18 protein-coding genes are annotated in these 19,094 nt (G+C 60.0%); 9 read left to right on the forward strand and 9 right to left on the reverse strand.

Annotation, left to right across the window (positions count from 1 at the left end; all coding sequences use genetic code 11):
- Positions 1–6: 6 nt before the first annotated feature.
- The 6 genes from ACA071_RS00255 to ACA071_RS00280 all read right to left on the reverse strand — a co-directional run bounded on the left by ACA071_RS00255 (position 7) and on the right by ACA071_RS00280 (position 5,669).
- The gene (locus tag ACA071_RS00255; RefSeq protein ID WP_497642647.1) at positions 7–789 is read right to left on the reverse strand and encodes an N-acetylmuramoyl-L-alanine amidase; all 783 of its coding nucleotides are present in this window, start codon (positions 787–789) and stop codon (positions 7–9) included.
- Positions 790–892: 103 nt separating this feature from the next.
- Entirely contained in the window at positions 893–2,986 is a 2,094-nt protein-coding gene (locus ACA071_RS00260) for a GGDEF domain-containing protein (protein WP_497642648.1), read from the reverse strand.
- On the reverse strand, positions 2,983–3,861 hold the full coding sequence (locus tag ACA071_RS00265; protein WP_497642649.1) for an endonuclease/exonuclease/phosphatase family protein: 879 nt from the start codon (positions 3,859–3,861) through the stop codon (positions 2,983–2,985). Before ACA071_RS00265 ends, ACA071_RS00260 begins: the two co-directional genes overlap by 4 nt.
- A 14-nt stretch (positions 3,862–3,875) precedes the next feature.
- Entirely contained in the window at positions 3,876–4,520 is a 645-nt protein-coding gene (locus ACA071_RS00270) for a thiol:disulfide interchange protein DsbA/DsbL (RefSeq protein WP_497642650.1), read from the reverse strand.
- 200 nt (positions 4,521–4,720) lie between these two features.
- Positions 4,721–5,332 (reverse strand): c-type cytochrome, encoded by a 612-nt coding sequence (locus ACA071_RS00275; protein ID WP_427629664.1) that lies wholly within the window; start codon positions 5,330–5,332, stop codon positions 4,721–4,723.
- Between the two features lie 46 nt (positions 5,333–5,378).
- The gene (locus tag ACA071_RS00280; RefSeq protein WP_149659290.1) at positions 5,379–5,669 is read right to left on the reverse strand and encodes a c-type cytochrome; all 291 of its coding nucleotides are present in this window, start codon (positions 5,667–5,669) and stop codon (positions 5,379–5,381) included.
- A gap of 191 nt (positions 5,670–5,860) precedes the next feature.
- Between ACA071_RS00280 and yihA the strand changes: the two genes are divergently transcribed.
- Positions 5,861–6,502: a ribosome biogenesis GTP-binding protein YihA/YsxC gene (gene yihA / locus ACA071_RS00285; protein WP_092275538.1), complete on the forward strand. Its 642-nt coding sequence runs from the start codon at positions 5,861–5,863 to the stop codon at positions 6,500–6,502.
- A 294-nt stretch (positions 6,503–6,796) separates the two neighbouring features.
- Here the strand turns inward: yihA and polA are convergent, their stop codons facing one another.
- Complete coding sequence (polA, locus tag ACA071_RS00290; protein WP_497642651.1) at positions 6,797–9,571, reverse strand: DNA polymerase I; 2,775 nt, start codon at positions 9,569–9,571, stop codon at positions 6,797–6,799.
- A gap of 74 nt (positions 9,572–9,645) precedes the next feature.
- Here polA and ACA071_RS00295 point away from each other — a divergent pair, with 74 nt between their 5' ends.
- Positions 9,646–9,942, forward strand: a complete 297-nt coding sequence (locus tag ACA071_RS00295) for a DUF2782 domain-containing protein (protein ID WP_123513297.1) — start codon at positions 9,646–9,648, stop codon at positions 9,940–9,942.
- A 60-nt stretch (positions 9,943–10,002) separates the two neighbouring features.
- Positions 10,003–10,953: a homoserine kinase gene (locus tag ACA071_RS00300; RefSeq protein ID WP_497642652.1), complete on the forward strand. Its 951-nt coding sequence runs from the start codon at positions 10,003–10,005 to the stop codon at positions 10,951–10,953.
- Between the two features lie 81 nt (positions 10,954–11,034).
- Here the strand turns inward: ACA071_RS00300 and znuA are convergent, their stop codons facing one another.
- Entirely contained in the window at positions 11,035–11,955 is a 921-nt protein-coding gene (znuA, locus tag ACA071_RS00305; protein ID WP_497642653.1) for a zinc ABC transporter substrate-binding protein ZnuA, read from the reverse strand.
- A gap of 66 nt (positions 11,956–12,021) precedes the next feature.
- On the opposite strand from znuA, the gene zur reads away from it, so the two are divergent.
- The 4 genes from zur to ACA071_RS00325 are packed head-to-tail and all read left to right on the forward strand — an operon-like array spanning position 12,022 to position 14,824.
- Positions 12,022–12,504: a zinc uptake transcriptional repressor Zur gene (gene zur / locus ACA071_RS00310; protein WP_497642654.1), complete on the forward strand. Its 483-nt coding sequence runs from the start codon at positions 12,022–12,024 to the stop codon at positions 12,502–12,504.
- Entirely contained in the window at positions 12,504–13,289 is a 786-nt protein-coding gene (gene znuC / locus ACA071_RS00315) for a zinc ABC transporter ATP-binding protein ZnuC (RefSeq protein WP_497642655.1), read from the forward strand. The genes zur and znuC overlap by 1 nt, the downstream gene beginning before the upstream one ends.
- Entirely contained in the window at positions 13,282–14,070 is a 789-nt protein-coding gene (znuB, locus tag ACA071_RS00320; protein ID WP_054047998.1) for a zinc ABC transporter permease subunit ZnuB, read from the forward strand. Before znuC ends, znuB begins: the two co-directional genes overlap by 8 nt.
- 37 nt (positions 14,071–14,107) lie before the next feature.
- Positions 14,108–14,824, forward strand: a complete 717-nt coding sequence (locus tag ACA071_RS00325; RefSeq protein ID WP_497642656.1) for a PA5502 family lipoprotein — start codon at positions 14,108–14,110, stop codon at positions 14,822–14,824.
- Positions 14,825–14,937: 113 nt separating this feature from the next.
- Here the strand turns inward: ACA071_RS00325 and katE are convergent, their stop codons facing one another.
- Entirely contained in the window at positions 14,938–17,076 is a 2,139-nt protein-coding gene (gene katE, locus ACA071_RS00330) for a catalase HPII (protein WP_497642657.1), read from the reverse strand.
- Positions 17,077–17,341: 265 nt separating this feature from the next.
- Between katE and ACA071_RS00335 the strand changes: the two genes are divergently transcribed.
- Positions 17,342–18,349, forward strand: a complete 1,008-nt coding sequence (locus ACA071_RS00335; RefSeq protein WP_133835171.1) for a methionine ABC transporter ATP-binding protein — start codon at positions 17,342–17,344, stop codon at positions 18,347–18,349.
- Complete coding sequence (locus tag ACA071_RS00340) at positions 18,349–19,023, forward strand: methionine ABC transporter permease (protein WP_497642658.1); 675 nt, start codon at positions 18,349–18,351, stop codon at positions 19,021–19,023. The genes ACA071_RS00335 and ACA071_RS00340 overlap by 1 nt, the downstream gene beginning before the upstream one ends.
- Positions 19,024–19,094: the final 71 nt, after the last annotated feature.

Below are 19,094 nucleotides of genomic sequence, written 5' to 3' on the forward strand. Positions count from 1 at the left end.
GCGTCATTATTTTGTCTGGTTGAGCACCAGCAGCATGGCTGCGGTTTGCGCATCCGGGGTGCCGTCGAAACGGGAAGGGCGGTAATGCATTTGGAAGGCTGCCAACACATGGCGTGTTGCCACATCCAGTTCGCCGGTTTGCGGCGTTGCGTAGCCCAGGCGCGCCAGTTGTTCCTGGAACCAGCCGATGCTCGGCAGCTCTACCTCGTATTGCACTTGCCGGCGTGCGACGGCCTGCTCGTTCGGCCAGATGCCCAGGCCTTCGGCGGCCAGGCGCTTCCAGGGAAACAGCGGACCTGGATCCAGCTTGCGCAGCGGGGCGATGTCGCTATGACCGATGATGTGCCGAGGGCTGATGCCATTGCGTTGGCTGATGTCCTTGAGCAGGACAATCAAGGATTGGACCTGGGCTTCGCTGTAGGGGTACCAGTAGCGGCCGCCGGTCGGCATGTCGCGGAAGCCCGGATTAACGATTTCAATGCCGATGGAGCTTGAGTTCAGCCACGTCCGGCCTTGCCATTCGCTTTCCCCGGCGTGCCAGGCGCGCAGGTTTTCATCCACCAGTTTGTAGATGGTCGCGCCGTTATCGTCACCGATCAGGTAGTGGCTGCTGACCTCGCCATGGGTCAACAGCTGCAGCGAACGCTCCAGCGAGGCGGAGGTGTAATGCACCACCACGAACTGCACGCGGCTGTCGAAGTTGGCGGAAGGGTGGCTGGTGTCGAAGCGCGGACCGCTGGCACAACCGGCCAGCAACAGAAGCGACAGAGCGAGAGCAAGATATTTCATGGCAGAAGGCAATACACGCAGGACTGTAATGCAACAGTGTAACGTAATGCCTTGTGCCACGAAGGCGAAAGAGCCGCTTTAAACAAAATGGCACAAATAGCTATCAGCCCAGTTCCACCCGGTTGCGCCCGGCATTTTTGGCCCGATAGAGCGCCTGATCGGCTCTTTTAAGCACCAAGTCGCTATGTTCTCCGGGTTTGAACGCAGTCAGCCCCATGGAAATCGTGACGGTCACCCGTTCACCCTTGAAGTGAAAAGGGCAGGCTTCAATCGACGCGCGCAGGATTTCCAGCAATTTTGCGCCGGCTGCCGGCACCGTCGCGGGCATTAATAGCACGAACTCTTCGCCACCAAAGCGAGCAATGAAATCCGATCCGCGCAGGCGTTTGCGCAGCACGCTGGCGATGATTTTCAGCACCTTGTCGCCTGCCAGGTGGCCATAGTTATCGTTGATGCGTTTGAAATGGTCGAGGTCGAGCATAGCCAGCATCAACGTGTTGCCGTGCTGCTGCCATTCGCCGATTTCGTGTTCAAGTCGTTCGCTCCAGGCGGCGCGGTTGGGCAGGCCGGTCAGCGGGTCAATCAGGGCTTTTTGCCGTTGTTCTTCAAGGTGCTCGCGGTAGCCCAGGGCTTCTTGTTCCATGTGCGCGACCCGTTCGGCCAGGCCTTGCAAGCGGGCAGCGACTTCCTGCTCGCGTTCGTCGCGCTGCTTCTGATGCTGGTCCATGGTGCCCAGCAGGCCTTCGAGATGGTTTTCCAGTACGTGTTTGAGGTCTTCCAGGTCCGCGGCGTCCTGCACGCTGGTTTGCAAGCCGTCGACCTGTTCGCGGATCTGCGTGTCCATCTCCCGCGCGGCGGAGCGGTTATCGGCATGGCCGGCACTGGCGGCTTGCAGGTTGCTTTGGAATGACTCGAGGCGTTCATTGAGTTGCTGCAAGTACGCTTCGAATTCGTGCTGGCCGCTGTCGGTGATCGCCAGCATCAAAGTCGCCAGATCATCGAGGATCGGCAGCAATTCATACCAGTTCAAGCCATTTTGCAGGCGTTCCCGCATGGCTTCGGCCTGCGGGCGGTGGCGCTCTGGGAGCGTCAAGTCATTTAGCAGACCCAGCAGCGTTTCTTCGATATGCGATGCCACGGAGCTGTAGGACGGCTCCGGTGAATCTGGCAGCGCGTAGAGGATGTCTTGCTCGGGGTGTTCAGGATCGATTGCGGCCAGTGCCTGAGCCATCACGGCAGGTAAGGGCAGGCTGTCGAGGAATACAGGTGTTTCGGGATTGGCCGCCGGCGTCAGTTCGTCCGGATTGAAGGCTGGTTGAGCGTGGACGGCGGGCGCGATGATCGGTGGCGTTGGCTCTTGGGGCAGTTCAGGCTCTGGCTGCGGCACTGGCGCTTGGGCTCGCGTTACTTGCGGCTCGAGCACCGGTGGGACAAATGCCACGATTTCCGGCACGGGTACCGGTGTCGTCTGCGGCGCTGGCGGTTCGGGAATGACGGTGGCAATTGGCGCGACTTGCGCTGTTGGCGGCACTTGCTGCGGCACATTGGCGACTGGTGCGATTTCGGCCTTGGTCTGCGGTGCCTCGGCAAGCGGCGCAGAAACCGGTGCGGGAGATTGCTGGACCGGCGCCTGCACCGCGGGAGCAGCGACCTGTGGCACTGCTTCTTCCGTTTCCCGACTGCCAAATAGCCGCTGGAGCAAACCTGGGCGGCCAGGTTCGGCAGGGTTTTCCAGTTGGTTCAGGGCCTTGCCTTGCAAGCCGCTCAGTTCGCTGAGCAGCAGTGGAATCTCGCGGGCCTGGCCGACGCGCCCGTCCAGTTGCTTGGCGAAGGTCTTGAGTGGCCGGCTGACTTCCCGGGGTAGCGGCAACGCCTGGAGCTGCGAAACCAGCGCGTTCAGTGCCGCGCTGACCTGATCGACCCGGGTTTCGCGGCGCTGTTCGGAGTCGAGCACGGCTTTTTCCAGTCGCGGCAGCAGCGCGGCGAGACCCGCATCCATGTCGTCGGTGCGCACCACTTCGCGCATTTCCTTCATGCACAGGTCAACGGCGCGGTCGGTGCCCTCGGCCGCCAGCGTGCTGCGTACCAGCCCGCGACGCAGCAGGTCGAGCCGGGCGTCCCAGCGACGCTCGAGTTTTTCCTGTTGTTCGATGCTTTTGAGGTACTTCTCTTTCCAGCGCTGTGCTTCGTCGCTCATTCATGGGATCCGCGAGGGGCAGGACTCAACGCGGGGAATGCATCGGCCGTGAGCGAACCCGGCAAACGAATCTCTACCGCGACCGGCAGGTGATCGGAAATCGGTTGTGCCAGCACTTCGACTCTTTCCAGGGTCAGGGTCGGGCTGAGCAGAATGTGGTCCAGGCAGCGCTGCGGGCGCCAGCTGGGGAACGTCGCTTCCAGTTGCGGCGCCAGCAGGCCGAGGTCGCGCAACGGGGAGTTTTGCAGCAAGTCGCTGGCGTGGGTGTTCATGTCACCCATCAGCACCTGGTGTTTGTAGCCGCCGATCAATTCGCGGATGTAGGCCAGTTGCAGGCTGCGCACACGGGCGCCGAGCGCCAGGTGCATCATCACGACGATCAACGCCTCCGGACCTTCGCCGAAGCGCACCAGAATTGCCCCGCGGCCCTTGGGCCCCGGTAGCGGGTGATCTTCAATCGCCCATGGGCGCAGGCGGCTGAGCACGCCATTGCTGTGCTGGCCGAGGCGACCGAGATTGCGATTGAGTTGTTGATACCAGTAAGGGAAGGCCCCGAGCTGGGCCAGGTGTTCGACCTGATTGACGTAGCCTGAGCGCAGGCTGCCGCCATCGGCTTCCTGCAAGGCGACCAGATCGAAGTCGCCCAACAGGTTGCCGATCTTTTGCAGGTTGTCGGCACGCCCGGTGTGCGGCAACAGGTGTTGCCAGCCACGGGTCAGATAATGCCGATAGCGCTCGGTACTGATGCCGACCTGGATGTTGAAGCTGAGCAAACGCAAACGGCTGTCTGCGGGCAGGCCCGTCGATTCCAGGTGATGCGTGTTGACCCGCGGTTCATGCAGGCCAACGACGCGTTCAGTACCCCAGCGGCGCATGGCAGTGGCCGCGCTTAGTTGGCAGCAGCCTTGTTAGCCGCTCGCTCTTGGTCGACCAGTTTGTCGGCCAGTTTCAGGGCTTGTTCGGCACCGCCGGCAGAGCCCACGTCAAAGCGGTATTTTCCGTTGACGATCATGGTTGGAACACCGGAGATCTCATACTTCTTCGCCAGCTCTTTGGCTTTGACGATTTGGCCTTTGATGGCGAAGGAATTGAAGGTGGCCAGGAACTTGTCTTTGTCGACGCCCTGAGTGGCCAGGAATTCCGCCATGTCTGCTGGATCAGTCAGCTTCTTGTGTTCTTTCTGGATAGCTTCAAACACCGCCTTGTGCACCTTGCTCTCGACACCCATGGCCTCCAGGGTCAGGAACATTTGCCCGTGAGCATCCCAAGGGCCGCCGAACATGGCGGGGATACGGACGAAGTTGACGTCGGAAGGCAGTTTCTCAACCCAGGGATTGATCACCGGTTCAAAAGCGTAGCAGTGCGGGCAGCCATACCAGAACAGCTCCACCACTTCGATCTTGCCAGGGACAGCCACCGGAACAGCATTGGTCAATTCGACGTAAGGGGCTGCAGGTGCTTCGGCGGCCTGGGCCGCGGTCATGCCGAACAGGCTGGCAGCGACGAGTGCGGCGCTGATGATCAGATTACGCATGCTTTACTCCTGGACAAATTAGGTCGCCTCGCGCGACCTGTTTACAGACAGGTCATGGCGGGCTTGAGTTCTGTAGTGTAACGGCAGCGGCCACAAAAAAGGGCGGCCAAAGCCACCCTTTTTATGCTTGCATCGACGGATTAATCGAGCGTTAACGTTGCAGGAGATGTCCATCCTGCGTAACGCTCGATCCGCAGGCCTTAGTGCAGGCCCTGGATGTAGCTGGAGACCGCGGCGATATCTTCGTCGCTCAGCCTTTTGGCGATGGTCTGCATGGTTTTGGTGTCGCCGTCGTTGGAGCGGCCGCCTTCTTCCTTGCGGAAGTCGGTCAGTTGCTTGGCCACATATTGAGCATGTTGACCACCCAGGTGCGGGAAGCCGGCGGCGGCGTTGCCTGCGCCATTGGGCGAGTGGCAGCCGGTACAGGCTGGCAGACCCTTGGCCAGGTCGCCACCACGGAACAGTGCTTCACCGCGAGCCACGACTTTAGGGTCGGCGGCGCCAACGCTGCCTTTCTGGCTGGCGAAGTAGGCGGCGATATCGGCCAGGTCCTGATCGCTCAGGTTGGTCAGCAGGCCGGTCATTTCCAGTACCGTGCGTTTGCCGGACTTGATGTCGTGCAACTGCTTGTTCAGATAACGCTCGCCCTGACCTGCCAGTTTCGGAAAGTTAGGCGCCATGCTGTTGCCATCCGGGCCATGACAGGCGCCACATACTGCGGCTTTCGCCTGGCCAGCTGTTGCATCACCTGCAGCATGGGCAATGCCGGAGATCCCCACGGTCAACAGCAGACTCACGATCAATTTGTTCATCAGCTAATCCAACTACGGCTAAGGGTTAAAGAGTTATGGGCCGGGTTTACTCGCTCATCCAGTGGATGATGGCTTGGTAATCCTCGGCACTGCAGTCCATGCACAAACCACGCGGCGGCATCGCCTTGAAACCCTGGGTCACGTGTTGCACCAGCGTCTCCATACCTTTCGCCAACCTCGGCGTCCAGGCTTCCTGATCGCCCTTCTGAGGCGCCAAGGGTAGTTGGCCGGAATGACAGGCACCACAAACACGGTTGTACACAGCTTCCGGATCCTGTGTAGCCTGAGCGCTGTAAAGCGGCATCAAGACACCGGCAGCTAGCAGCCATTTCGTCATAAAACGACCTTTTCAGGGTAGAGAGCGTTCTGCGTTCTAGTGCGCAATCAAGGTCTATCGCTCTCGTGAACTTCATCCTACGCTGGGACAAAGCGCACACAAAATCTGCGGCATTATATACTGGCGCTACTGAAACGGAAACGACACTGCTCGCCGCGTCCATTCCCGGCGCCGCCCACATCGGAAATCCCATGCAACTCAAGAACCCTATCCTCGGCCTGTGCCAACAGTCCACCTTCATGCTCAGCGCTGCCAAAGTCGACCAATGTCCGGACGACGAAGGCTTTGAAGTAGCCTTCGCCGGGCGTTCCAACGCCGGCAAATCCAGCGCGCTGAACACCCTGACTCACGCCAGCCTGGCGCGGACCTCGAAAACGCCGGGTCGCACGCAGTTGTTGAACTTCTTCAAGCTAGACGATGATCGTCGTCTGGTCGACCTTCCGGGCTACGGTTACGCAAAAGTACCTATCCCGTTGAAGCTGCACTGGCAGCGTCACCTGGAAGCTTATCTGGGCGGTCGCGAGAGTTTGAAAGGTCTGATCCTGATGATGGACATCCGTCATCCAATGACCGACTTCGACTTGCTGATGCTCGATTGGGCGGTCGCCAGCGGCATGCCGATGCACATTTTGCTGACCAAAGCGGACAAGCTGACCTACGGCGCGGCGAAGAATGTCCTGCTCAAAGTTCAGGCAGACATTCGCAAGGGTTGGGGTGACACGATCACTATCCAGTTGTTCTCGGCGCCAAAACGCTTGGGTCTGGAAGACGCCTACACTGTATTGGCGGGCTGGATGGAATTGGCGGACAAGGGCGCCGAGATCGCCGAGTAAAACTTTCCTGCAGGCAAAAAAAACCCCGGACTTCTTATGGGGAGGGGGAAGTTCCGGGGTTCAAGTTCCGGACCGTTAGGGCGGGGTCCAGAGTATCTGCCAACACTTAACACAACATAGGAGCATCGAAGGGCTTCACCAGCCATTCAGTAACTCTGAGTGGCGGTTCACTAGATTAGTTCAGAAATTTTTCAAATGCCTTTGGAATAACCCGACGCATTTTTCGAACTAAGCGCCCTTCGACCCGAGTCTGCCGCGGCACTATGCCGCGGCAGAAAGCCCCGTTCAGACGGCTTAGTGAGCCTCGTCCCAGTTATTGCCTACGCCCACCTCGACCAGAAGCGGTACGTCCAGCTTCACTGCGTCGCTCATATGCGCACGAATTTCTTCACGCACCTGATCGACCAGGTCCTCACGCACCTCAAGCACCAATTCATCGTGCACCTGGAGGATGACTTTGGCGTCCAGGCCTGACGACGTCAGCCAGTTATCCACTGCCACCATGGCTTTCTTGATGATGTCTGCCGCGGTGCCTTGCATTGGGGCGTTGATCGCCGTGCGTTCGGCACCTTTGCGCAGGGCCGGGTTTTTCGCGTTGATGTCCGGCAGGTACAGGCGTCGACCAAAGATGGTTTCAACGAAACCCTGCTCGGCAGCCTGGGTGCGGGTGCGCTCCATATATTGGAGAACGCCGGGGTAGCGGGCGAAATAACGGTCGATGTACGCCTGGGACTGCTTGCGATCGACGCCAATCTGCTTGGCCAGGCCAAACGCGCTCATGCCATAGATCAAGCCGAAGTTGATCGCCTTGGCGCTACGGCGTTGATCGGTGGTGACCTCAGTCAGTTCAACCCCGAAGACTTCCGCCGCCGTGGCCTTGTGCACGTCCAGGTCGTTGCGGAAGGCGTGCAGCAAGCCTTCGTCCTTGGCCAGGTGGGCCATGATCCGCAGTTCGATCTGCGAGTAGTCCGCCGCCAGCAGTTTGTAGCCTGTTGGCGCGACGAACGCCTGACGAATCCGCCGACCTTCGGCGGTGCGGATCGGTATGTTTTGCAGGTTTGGATCGCTGGACGACAAACGCCCGGTCGCCGCGACGGCTTGATGATAAGAGGTGTGAATCCGACCGGTGCGCGGGTTGATTTGCTCCGGCAGGCGATCGGTGTAGGTGCTTTTCAGCTTGCTCATCGAGCGGTACTGCATCAGCACCTTGGGCAGCGGGAAATCCTGGTCGGCCAGTTCCGCCAGCACGGCTTCGGCGGTGGAAGCCTGGCCCTTGGCGGTTTTGCTGAGGATCGGCAGGCCGAGTTTGTCGTACAGGATCGCGCCCAATTGCTTTGGCGAGCCGAGGTTGAATTCTTCGCCGGCAATGGCATAAGCCTCACGCTCCAACTCGACCATTTTCGTGCCCAGTTCAACGCTCTGGATACCCAGCAGGGCGGCATCCACCAGCGCACCCTGGCGCTCGATCCGTGCCAACACGGGCACCAGCGGCATTTCGATGTCGCTCAGGACCTTGCTCAGGCTCGGAATCGCATTGAGCTTGGCCTGCAAGGTTTGGTGCAGGCGCAGGGTCACGTCGGCATCTTCGGCGGCGTAAGGCCCGGCCAGTTCCAGGGCAATCTGGTCAAACGTCAGCTGCTTGGCCCCCTTACCGGCGATATCGGTAAAACCGGTGGTGGTGTGATTCAGGTATTTGAGTGCCAGGCTGTCCATGTCGTGGCGGGTCGCGGTGGAATCCAGTACGTAGGATTCGAGCATGGTGTCGAAGGCGATGCCTTGCACGCTGATGCCGCAGCTCTGATCGCCACCGATGGCGCAGTTGGCCAGGATGTTCATGTCGAACTTGGCGTGCTGGCCGACCTTGAGCTTGTTCGGGTCTTCCAGAATCGGTTTCAGTGCGCGCAGTACGGTGTCGCGATCCAGTTGCTCCGGCACGCCCATGTAGGAGTGGGTCAACGGGATGTAGGCCGCTTCATTGGCTTGTACCGCGAACGACAAGCCTACGAGTTGCGCCCGTTGCGCATCGATGCCGGTGGTTTCGGTATCGAAGGCGATCAGTTTGGCGTCGTTCAACTTCTTCAACCAGAGATCGAAATCGGCCTGGGTGAGGATTGTCGTGTATTTGAGTTCGGCTGCTGCGACGACGGCTTCTTCAGCCACAGGCGCGACCACTTCCTGGCCGGAACGCTTGGCATCGCGCTGGTTGTCTTCAAACCAGCTCTTGAATTCCAGCAGGGTGTAGAGCTCGGCGAGTTTGTCGTGGTCCGGCTGGCCCATTTGCAGGTCGTCGAGGCCGATGTCCAGCGGCACGTCGATCTTGATGGTCGCCAGTCGATAGGAGAGGAATGCCATCTCCTTGTGCTCTTCGAGCTTGGCCGGCAGGGTCTTGGCGCCGCGAATCGGCAATGTCGGAACGATGTCGAGTTGCGCGTAAAGCTCGGTCAGGCCGCCGTTTACGCCCACCAGCAGGCCGGAAGCGGTCTTCGGACCAATGCCCGGAACGCCCGGGATGTTGTCGGACGAATCGCCCATGAGTGCCAGATAATCGATGATCTGCTCGGGAGCGACGCCGAATTTCTCCTTCACGCCCTCCACGTCCATGCTGCTACCGGTCATGGTATTGACCAAGGTAATGTGCCCGTCGACCAGTTGCGCCATGTCCTTGTCGCCGGTGGAGATCACCACCGGGCGGTCGGCCGCCGCGCTGCTACGGGCCAAAGTGCCGATCACGTCATCGGCCTCGACGCCTTCGACGCACAACAATGGGAAGCCGAGGGCGATCACGCTCTGGTGCAGCGGCTCGATCTGCACGCGCATGTCGTCGGGCATGCTCGGGCGATTGGCCTTGTACTCGGCAAACATCTCGTCGCGAAACGTCCCACCCTTGGCGTCGAACACCACGGCGAACGGGCTCTCCGGGTACTGCTTGCGCAGACTCTTGAGCATGTTCAACACACCTTTGACCGCGCCGGTCGGCAGGCCTTTGGAGGTGGTCAGCGGTGGCAGGGCGTGAAAGGCCCGGTACAGGTAAGAAGAACCGTCCACCAGGACGAGGGGGGCTTGGCTCATGAGCAGGATCAACCTTTTCGGCGGGTCCGGCGCTAGAATAGCGGGACCGTTGACGACAAAGGGACAAGGTTATCATGCGCACACTAAATCGCCTGTTGCTGGCTGGGTTGTTTGCAACCGTTCCATTGGCCGTCATGGCGGCGGATGACGCGCCGTCGGCAGAGCCGGAAGTTACTATCAGTACGCACAAGGAAGGCGACAAGGTCATTCAGGAATACAAGAAGGGTGGGTTTACTTACGCCATCAAGGTCACGCCGAGCGTTGGTAAGCCGTATTTCCTGGTGCGTGCGGACGGGACCGATGCCAATTACATCCGTTCGGACCAGCCGGATATGCTGATTCCCGCGTGGGAAATCTTTACCTGGAAGTAGTTTCTTAACTTTAATCGGCGCCGCTTTTATAGCGGCGCCCGAACTGAGCAGTTTTTAACCATGTCTGTGTTCACCCCCCTGGCTCGGCCCGAGCTGGAAACCTTTCTCGCCCCATACGGGCTCGGCCGCCTGCTCGATTTCCAGGGGATTGCCGCCGGTAGCGAAAACACCAATTTCTTTATCAGCCTGGAGCAGGGCGAATTTGTCCTGACCCTGGTTGAGCGCGGTCCGGTTCAGGAAATGCCGTTCTTCATCGAGCTGCTTGACGTGTTGCACGACGCCGACCTGCCAGTGCCCTACGCGCTGCGCACCACCGACGGCGTGGCCCTGCGCGAACTGGCCGGCAAACCGGCGCTGTTACAGCCGCGCCTGGCCGGCAAGCACATCAAGGAAGCCAACGCCCAGCATTGCGCTCAAGTGGGCGAACTGCTTGGTCACCTGCATTTGGCGACCCAGGCCAACATGATCAAACGCAAGACCGATCGTGGCCTGGACTGGATGCTGGAGGAGGGCACGCAGTTGCTCTCGCACCTGAATGCCAAGCAGAGCGATCTGCTGCAACGGGCGCTGGACGAAATCACCCAGCAGAAGACGAAAATCCTGGCGCTGCCACGAGCCAACATCCACGCCGATCTGTTCCGCGATAACGCGATGTTCGAAGGCACGCACCTGACCGGGTTGATCGACTTCTACAACGCCTGCTCCGGGCCGATGTTGTACGACGTGGCGATTGCCTTGAATGACTGGTGCTCGGACGAGCAAGGCGTGATCGACGGGCCGCGAGCCCGGGCGTTATTGGGGGCTTATGCGGGGCTGCGACCCTTTACGGCGGCTGAAGCTGAACTTTGGCCGACCATGCTGCGGGTGGCGTGCGTGCGGTTCTGGCTATCGCGGTTGATTGCCGCTGAATCGTTCGCCGGGCAGGACGTGTTGATTCATGATCCGATGGAGTTTCAGCAGCGCTTGGTGCAGCGGCAGAAAGTCAGTACACCGTTGCCTTTCGCCCTTTAAAGTCAAAAAATCGCAGCCTTCGGCAGCTCCTACACCGATCTCGGTAGGAGTTGCCGAAGGCTGCGATCTTTTTTTACGGGGTTACAACGACTCCAGACACCCTGCCAAATCATTCCCCAACTTCTCCAGCACCTGCTCATACCCTTTAGCGGTCGCCGGGGTATAGCCGCCCAACGCATCCAGTTCCGCCAGTTTCACCGGCAGGCCGGCCACCAGGGTCTCCGCCAGACGCGGGCGCAGCGGCGGTTCGCTGAACACACAGGTTTTGCCGACTTCCTGCAATCGCGTGCGCATCGCCGCGACATGCTGGGCGCCCGGCTGGACTTCGGCGGCAACGCTGAACACGCCCGTGTGCTTGAGGCCATAGGCGTCTTCGAAGTAGTCGAACGCTTCGTGGAACACGAAGTACGGCTTACCGGCAATGCCCGCCAGGCGAGCCTTCAAGCGCAGGTCCAACGCATCCAGGCGCTCATCGAATGCCTTGAGATTGCTCTGATAGCGCGCCGCGTTATCAGGATCGGCAGCACTCAGGTCGGCGGCCATTTTCGTGGCGATCACTCGAGCGTTCACCGGCGACAACCACAAATGCGCGTCGAGGGTGCCCGGACGATGATCGTGGTCATGTTCGTCGGCATCTTCGGCGTGAGAATGGCTATCTTCGGCGAAGTGACGCAGTTTCAGGTCAGGCAGGTCCTGCACGGCCACGGTCGGCAATGTGCGACCTTTCAGCACGCGGGGTAGGAAACCTTCCATGTCCGGCCCGATCCAGTACAGCAGATCCACCGACTGCACCTTCCGTACGTCGGATGGGCGCAAGGCGTAGTTATGCGGCGAGGCACCCGGCGGCAGCAACACTTCCGGAATCGCCACGCCGTCCTGTACCGCCGCAGCAATCAGCTGTAACGGCTTGATGCTGGTCAGCACTTTGACCTCGGCCTGGGCCGAACCGATCAGCAGGAAACTTGCGACAAATGCGACAAAGATAGAAAAAAGTCGGGACACGATGACCACTCGAAGAGGCGAGAACGGGTAACATAATAACGTCTCTCACAAAATGCGTCGCCGCTCATGCCTAAAACACCGATTGCCAGCCGTCCCCACGACCACTCTCATTGCGTTCATAGCGCATTGTCCGAGGCCGATACCCTGTGCGCACGTCAAGGCTTGCGCCTGACCGCCTTGCGTCGGCGGGTGCTGGAGTTGGTGTGGCAGAGCCATAAACCGCTGGGTGCCTACGACATTCTGGCGGTGCTCAGCGAGCAGGATGGCCGCCGCGCTGCGCCGCCGACCGTGTACCGGGCGCTGGATTTCCTGCTGGAAAACGGCCTCGTGCATCGCATCTCCTCGCTGAATGCCTTCGTTGGCTGCAATCACCCGGAACATGCACACCAGGGCCAGTTCCTGATTTGCCGCGAATGCCACGCTGCCATCGAGCTTGAACAAAAATCCATCAGCGACGCGATTGTCATCAGCGCCAAAGACGTTGGATTTATCGTCGAAGCCCAGACTGTTGAAGTGATCGGGCTCTGCTCGGGTTGCCAGGGGGCTTGATGAGCAACGCGTTGATCCGTCTTGAACAGGTCGCTGTCACATTTGCCGGGCAAAACGTGCTGGAAAACATCGATTTGAGCGTCGAGCCAGGGCAGATCGTGACCCTGATCGGCCCCAATGGTGCCGGCAAAACCACGCTGGTACGCGCCGTACTCGGTCTGTTGAAGCCGGACAGCGGCAGTGTCTGGCGCAAGCCGAAATTGCGCGTCGGCTACATGCCGCAAAAACTTCACGTCGATCCGACCCTGCCACTCTCAGTGCTGCGCTTCTTGCGCCTGGTGCCGGGTGTGGACCGTGCGCGCGCTTTGGCGGCACTCAAGGAAGTCGGCGCCGAACACGTGATCGACAGCCCGGTGCAAAGTGTTTCCGGTGGTGAAATGCAGCGCGTGCTGCTGGCCCGGGCGCTGTTGCGTGAGCCGGAGTTGCTGGTGCTCGACGAACCCGTGCAAGGCGTCGATGTGGCCGGCCAGGCTGAGCTATACAGCCTGATCACCCGTCTGCGCGACCGTCACGGTTGCGGCGTGTTGATGGTTTCTCACGATTTGCACCTGGTGATGAGCACCACCGACCAAGTGGTTTGCCTGAATCGCCACGTCTGCTGTTCCGGGCACCCGGAACACGTCAGCGGCGATCCAGCTTTCGTCGAGCTGTTCGGAAAGAACGCACAAAGCCTGGCGATTTATCACCACCATCACGACCACGCGCATGACTTGCATGGCTCTGTGGTCAGCGCAGCCCCGTCGGCCCAACCCCACGTTCATGGAGATAGCTGCAAGCATGGCTGATTTTCTGCTCTACGCCCTGCTTGCAGGTCTGGCCCTGGCGTTGGTCGCGGGCCCGCTAGGTTCGTTCGTGGTCTGGCGGCGCATGGCCTATTTTGGCGACACCCTGTCCCACGCGGCGCTACTGGGCGTGGCCCTGGGCTTCTTGCTGGATGTCAGCCCCACCGTTGCTGTCACCGTCGGCTGCCTGCTGTTGGCGGTGTTGCTGGTGACCCTGCAGCAACGTCAGCCGCTGGCGTCTGACACGCTGTTGGGAATTCTCGCACCGAGCACGCTCTCGTTGGGTCTGGTGGTACTAAGCTTCATGCACGAAGTGCGGATCGATCTGATGGCGTATCTGTTCGGCGACCTGCTGGCGATCAGCCCGACCGATCTGGCCTGGATCCTGGGTGGCAGTGCGGCGGTGCTGGCGTTGCTGGTGACGTTGTGGCGGCCATTGCTGGCAATCACCGTGCACGAAGAATTGGCAACGGTGGAAGGTTTGCCGGTAGCGGCGTTGCGTTTGACCCTGATGTTGCTGATCGCCGTAGTCATTGCCGTGGCGATGAAAATCGTCGGTGTATTGCTGATTACGTCGCTGTTGATCATCCCGGCGGCTGCGGCACAACGTCACGCCCGCTCGCCGGAGCAGATGGCACTGGGCGCGAGCCTGCTGGGCATGCTCGCGGTGTGTGGCGGGCTGGCGTTGTCATGGTTCAAGGACACCCCGGCGGGCCCATCGATTGTGGTGACGGCCGCCGCGCTGTTTCTGCTGAGTTTTGTCCTGCCCCGTCGAGGGGTGTAGACTTGCTCGTTTTTTGCGCAAATAGAGAGTCGCAGGAATGAAGCCGTTCGCCTCCCGTTATCTGCTCCTTGCCGCATTTTCTCTGCTGCTGGGCGCTTGCCAAAGCACGCCACCGGCGGCCCCCAAGGTCCCCGATGGACGGGCCACGGCCATCGCACAGCTGGAACAAAACCTGGCCAGCAGCGAGCTGGCCACTGCCGAGGATCAGCTGGCTACCTTGCAGGCTCAATCGCCCGACGACCCAAGCCTTGTGCAATACCAACGGCAACTGGCCGAAGCCTATCTGCAACGCAGCCAAATCGTGCTGCAAAAAGGTGACGTAAACGCTGCCGCTACCGCCCTGAGCCGTGCCCGGGCGTTGATGCCCAAGGCCCCGGCGCTGACCGGAGGGGTTAACAACGCCATCGTCAATGCGCGTAAGGCAGAGCTGGACAGGGCCGAAGCGGCGCTGATGGCAGCCGAAGCCAAGCCGAAGGCGAAAGTGATCGATCCGACGGCTGAAAGCACGACGGTTGCGTTGAATCTCTCCGATATGGGCAAACTGCGTCGTCAACTGGACGCTATCGCCGCCGATGTGGTGAATTATGAATGCGCCGTGAGCATCCAGGCACCGCGCACCCAGGATTACCCTTGGTTGGCTACGCTGCTGACCAAGCGGGTGAAGAAGCTGGATCCCGAGTTCGAATTGAAGATTGAAAAGCAGATCTTGCGCAATATTCCGGCGCAGATGGTTTTGAGTCCGAGTAAGCCCTAAAAGCATCGCGGGCAAGCCATGCTCCTACAGGTTTCGTGTCATTCAGAACACCACACGAACCCTGTAGGAGCGAGGCTTGCCCGCGAAGGCGTCCTCACTCGCAATGCATCTCTTTAGGCCGGAATCGCCTTGGCCTTAGGCTCCCGATCCCAAACCCGATGCTGTCCGATCGCCGCAAAAAACGCCTTGAACAACTTGGCATCCGCGCCAACGATCAACCCCGCATCCGCCTCCAGCTTCAACACATCCAGCAACTGCTTGGCCTCGCCATGCAACGCAATCGCCTTCAGGTGCTTGTACGCCTCCAGCAGGTAATGCAGCGCCACGCCATCGGTGCTCAACGCCTTGATCGACGCCGCGCCACCCGGCACGAACACCGCATCGAAGGCCACGGACGGCAAGCCTTCCATCGACGCGTCCACCGGCAGTGATTTGCCATCGGCGGTGGTCACAGGCGCAGATGTCGGGCCCAATAATTTCGCGTGAGCTCCCTCCGCCGCCAGCGCCTTCTTCATCGCATCAATCGCTGCACCATCGACGCCATTGGCCGCAAGAATGGCCACTTTTCGGGTTTTAATGTTCTCTGGCAGCAAATTGGCCTGGCTCAGCGCCGGGGAGTGGTCCAGAGACGTTTTTGGCACGTCAACCGTGCCGGTCTTCGGCGCGGGCAGGCCCAGGTTCTGTGCGACTCGCTTTGCCAGTTCCAGGTCGATGTTGGCGAGGATCTCATTGACCTGCCGCTCGCGAATCCACAACCGCTCAACCTTGCCGAGCTCAAAGCTGTAGGCCGAGATGATGTGTTCCTGCTCGTGCTTGCTCATGCTCTTGAAGAACAGGCGCGCCTGGGAAAAGTGGTCGCTGAACGACTCGCTGCGCTGGCGGATCTTGTTGGCATCAATGCGTTCTGGATACGTCTCGAAGCCGCCGTCCTGCGCTGACGGCGGGGTTTCCTTCGGCCAGCCGCCATCAATCGAGTTCGGCTCGTAGGAGGCGCGGCCCTTGTCGATCGTGGTGCGGTGCAACGCATCCCGCTGGCCGTTGTGAAACGGCGCTACCGGACGGTTGATCGGAATCTCGTGAAAGTTCGGCCCGCCCAGTCGGCTGATCTGCGTATCGGTGTAGGAAAACAACCGACCTTGCAGCAGCGGATCGTTGGAGAAGTCGATGCCCGGCACGATATGCCCGGGGCAGAACGCGACCTGCTCGGTTTCGGCGAAGAAGTTATCCGGGTTGCGGTTCAGCACCATTTTGCCCAGCGGCGTGATCGGGACGATTTCTTCCGGGATCAACTTGGTCGGGTCGAGAATGTCGAAGTCGAAACTGTGCTCGTTCTCTTCCTCGATGACCTGTACGCCAAGTTCCCATTCCGGGTAGTCCCCTGTCTCGATAGACTCCCAGAGATCGCGACGGTGATAGTCAGTGTCTTTACCGGCGAGCTTCTGGGCTTCATCCCACACTAGCGAGCAAGTTCCCGCGGTAGGGCGCCAGTGGAATTTGACGAAGCGCGACTTGCCCTCGGCATTGACCAGCCGGAACGTGTGCACACCGAAGCCCTGCATGCTGCGCAGGCTTTTCGGGATTGCCCGGTCGGACATGGCCCAGATGACCATGTGCGCCGACTCGGGTTGCAGGGAGACAAAGTCCCAGAACGTGTCATGGGCCGAACCGCCGGTAGGGATCTCGTTGTGCGGCTCGGGTTTTACCGCGTGGACGAAGTCGGGAAACTTGATCGCGTCCTGAATGAAGAACACCGGCATGTTGTTGCCCACAAGGTCGAAGTTGCCTTCGTCGGTGAAGAACTTCACGGCGAAACCGCGTACGTCCCGCACGGTATCGCCTGACCCGCGTGGGCCTTGTACCGTGGAAAAGCGCACGAAGACCGGGGTTTTCTGACCTGGGTCTTGTAGGAATCCGGCCTTGGTCAGTACGGAATGGTTCTCGTAGGTCTGGAAGAAGCCATGGGCACCCGTGCCACGGGCATGGACGATGCGCTCGGGGATGCGTTCATGGTCAAAATGCGTGATCTTTTCACGCATGATGAAGTCTTCCAGCAGCGACGGCCCGCGGGCGCCCACCTTCAAGGTGTTCTGGTTATCAGAGACCTTCACGCCCTGATTGGTGCGCAGGGCCTGTTCGGTGGCGTCGGAGCGAAATTTCTCCAGGCTGTCGAGCTTGGCGTTGGTGTTGCCGCGGTCCAGGGTATCGGTCCCGGCCAGTGCGCTTTTGGGGGCGGCAGGCTTTTTAGTACTCATCAGTCGTTAACTCCTCGTTGCGATTCCCGCCGTAGCCAGGACTCTTATGCATTTCCCCAGGCACGGCACCAGGGGCGTTTTCGAGTTGCCTAATTAATGACTGATGAGGTTTTTAGCCGTTCCTTTTTTCTGACCTTTGATCGCGTTATTGCCAAATGGAAGGTTGAATGCGGAATAAATGCTAATAACCTCTATACGGACAGGCTAAAATGCGCGCCCGGCTAACCGCTGATCCTTTTCCAACGCGCCCCACAAGGTTCGCTACGTGATCGAGTTTCAAAACGTCCATAAGACTTACCGCGTCGCCGGTAAGGATATTCCCGCCCTGCATCCGACCAGTCTGACGATTGAGAACGGTCAGGTCTTCGGTCTGATCGGTCATTCCGGCGCGGGAAAAAGTACTCTGCTGCGTCTGATCAATCGCCTGGAAGAGTCCAGTGGCGGCAAGATCTTCGTCGATGGCGAAGAAGTCACCGCGCTTGACGCCAACAGCCTGCGGCGTTTCCGTCAGCAGGTCGGGATGATTTTCCAGCACTTCAACCTGCTGGCATCCAAGACCGTGGCTGACAACGTTGCGTTGCCGCTGACCCTGGCGGGCGAACTGTCCCGCAGCGATATCGACCGGCGTGTGGCCGAGTTGCTCAAGCGTGTCGGCCTGTCCGACCACGCCAAGAAGTACCCGGCGCAGTTGTCCGGTGGCCAGAAGCAGCGTGTCGGCATTGCCCGCGCCCTGGCGACCAAGCCGAAAATCCTGCTGTGCGACGAAGCCACTAGCGCTCTGGACCCGCAGACCACCGCGTCGGTCCTGCAATTGCTGGCCGAAATCAACCGCGAACTGAAGCTGACCATCGTCCTGATCACCCACGAGATGGACGTGATCCGTCGGGTCTGCGACCAGGTAGCGGTGATGGACGCCGGCGTGATCGTCGAGCAAGGTTCGGTAGCCGATGTATTTCTGCATCCCAAGCACCCGACCACCAAGCGCTTCGTGCAGGAAAGCGAGCAGATCGACGAAAGCGAACAGCGCGATGACTTCGCTCACGTGCCGGGTCGTATCGTGCGTCTGACCTTCCAGGGCGAAGCGACCTACGCGCCATTGCTGGGGACTGTCGCTCGGGAAACCGGCGTGGACTACAGCATTCTGGCCGGTCGTATCGACCGCATCAAAGACGTCCCTTACGGGCAACTGACCCTGGCCGTCACCGGCGGCGACATGGAGGCGGCGTTCGCCCTCTTCACCGCAGCTGACGTCCACATGGAGGTGCTGCGCTAATGGAAGCCTTCATGAGTTTCTTCGCCAATATCGATTGGTTCGAAATCTGGTTGGCCACTGGCGACACGCTGCTGATGCTCGGCGGTTCGCTGTTGTTCACCATTTTGCTGGGCCTGCCGCTGGGGGTGTTGTTGTTCCTGTGCAGCCCGCGTCAGTTGCTGGAATCCAAAGGTATTTACGCCGTGCTGTCGCTGGTGGTGAATATCCTGCGTTCGCTGCCGTTTATCATTCTGCTGATCGTGATGATCCCGTTCACGGTGCTGATCACTGGCACTTCACTCGGCGTCGCTGGCGCGATTCCACCACTGGTCGTGGGCGCCACGCCGTTCTTCGGCCGTCTGGTGGAAACCGCCTTGCGTGAAGTCGATCGCGGCATCATCGAAGCGACCCAGGCCATGGGCGCGACGACACGCCAGATCATCACCAACGCCTTGCTGCCAGAAGCCCGCCCGGGCATCTACGCGGCGATTACGGTGACGGCGATTACACTGGTGTCCTACACGGCGATGGCCGGTGTGGTCGGTGCTGGTGGCTTGGGCGACCTGGCGATCCGTTTCGGCTACCAGCGTTTCCAGACCGATGTAATGATCGTCACCGTGGTGCTGTTGCTGGTGCTGGTGCAGATCCTGCAGATGGTGGGCGACAAACTGGTCGTACACTTTTCCAGAAAATAAATGGTTCACGTAACCAAGACATGAGCCGGCCATTCGCTGGCAGGCGCCAAACGGGCGCCTCACAAGGAGTT

It is taken from the genome of Pseudomonas sp. LBUM1646, from assembly GCF_059716165.1.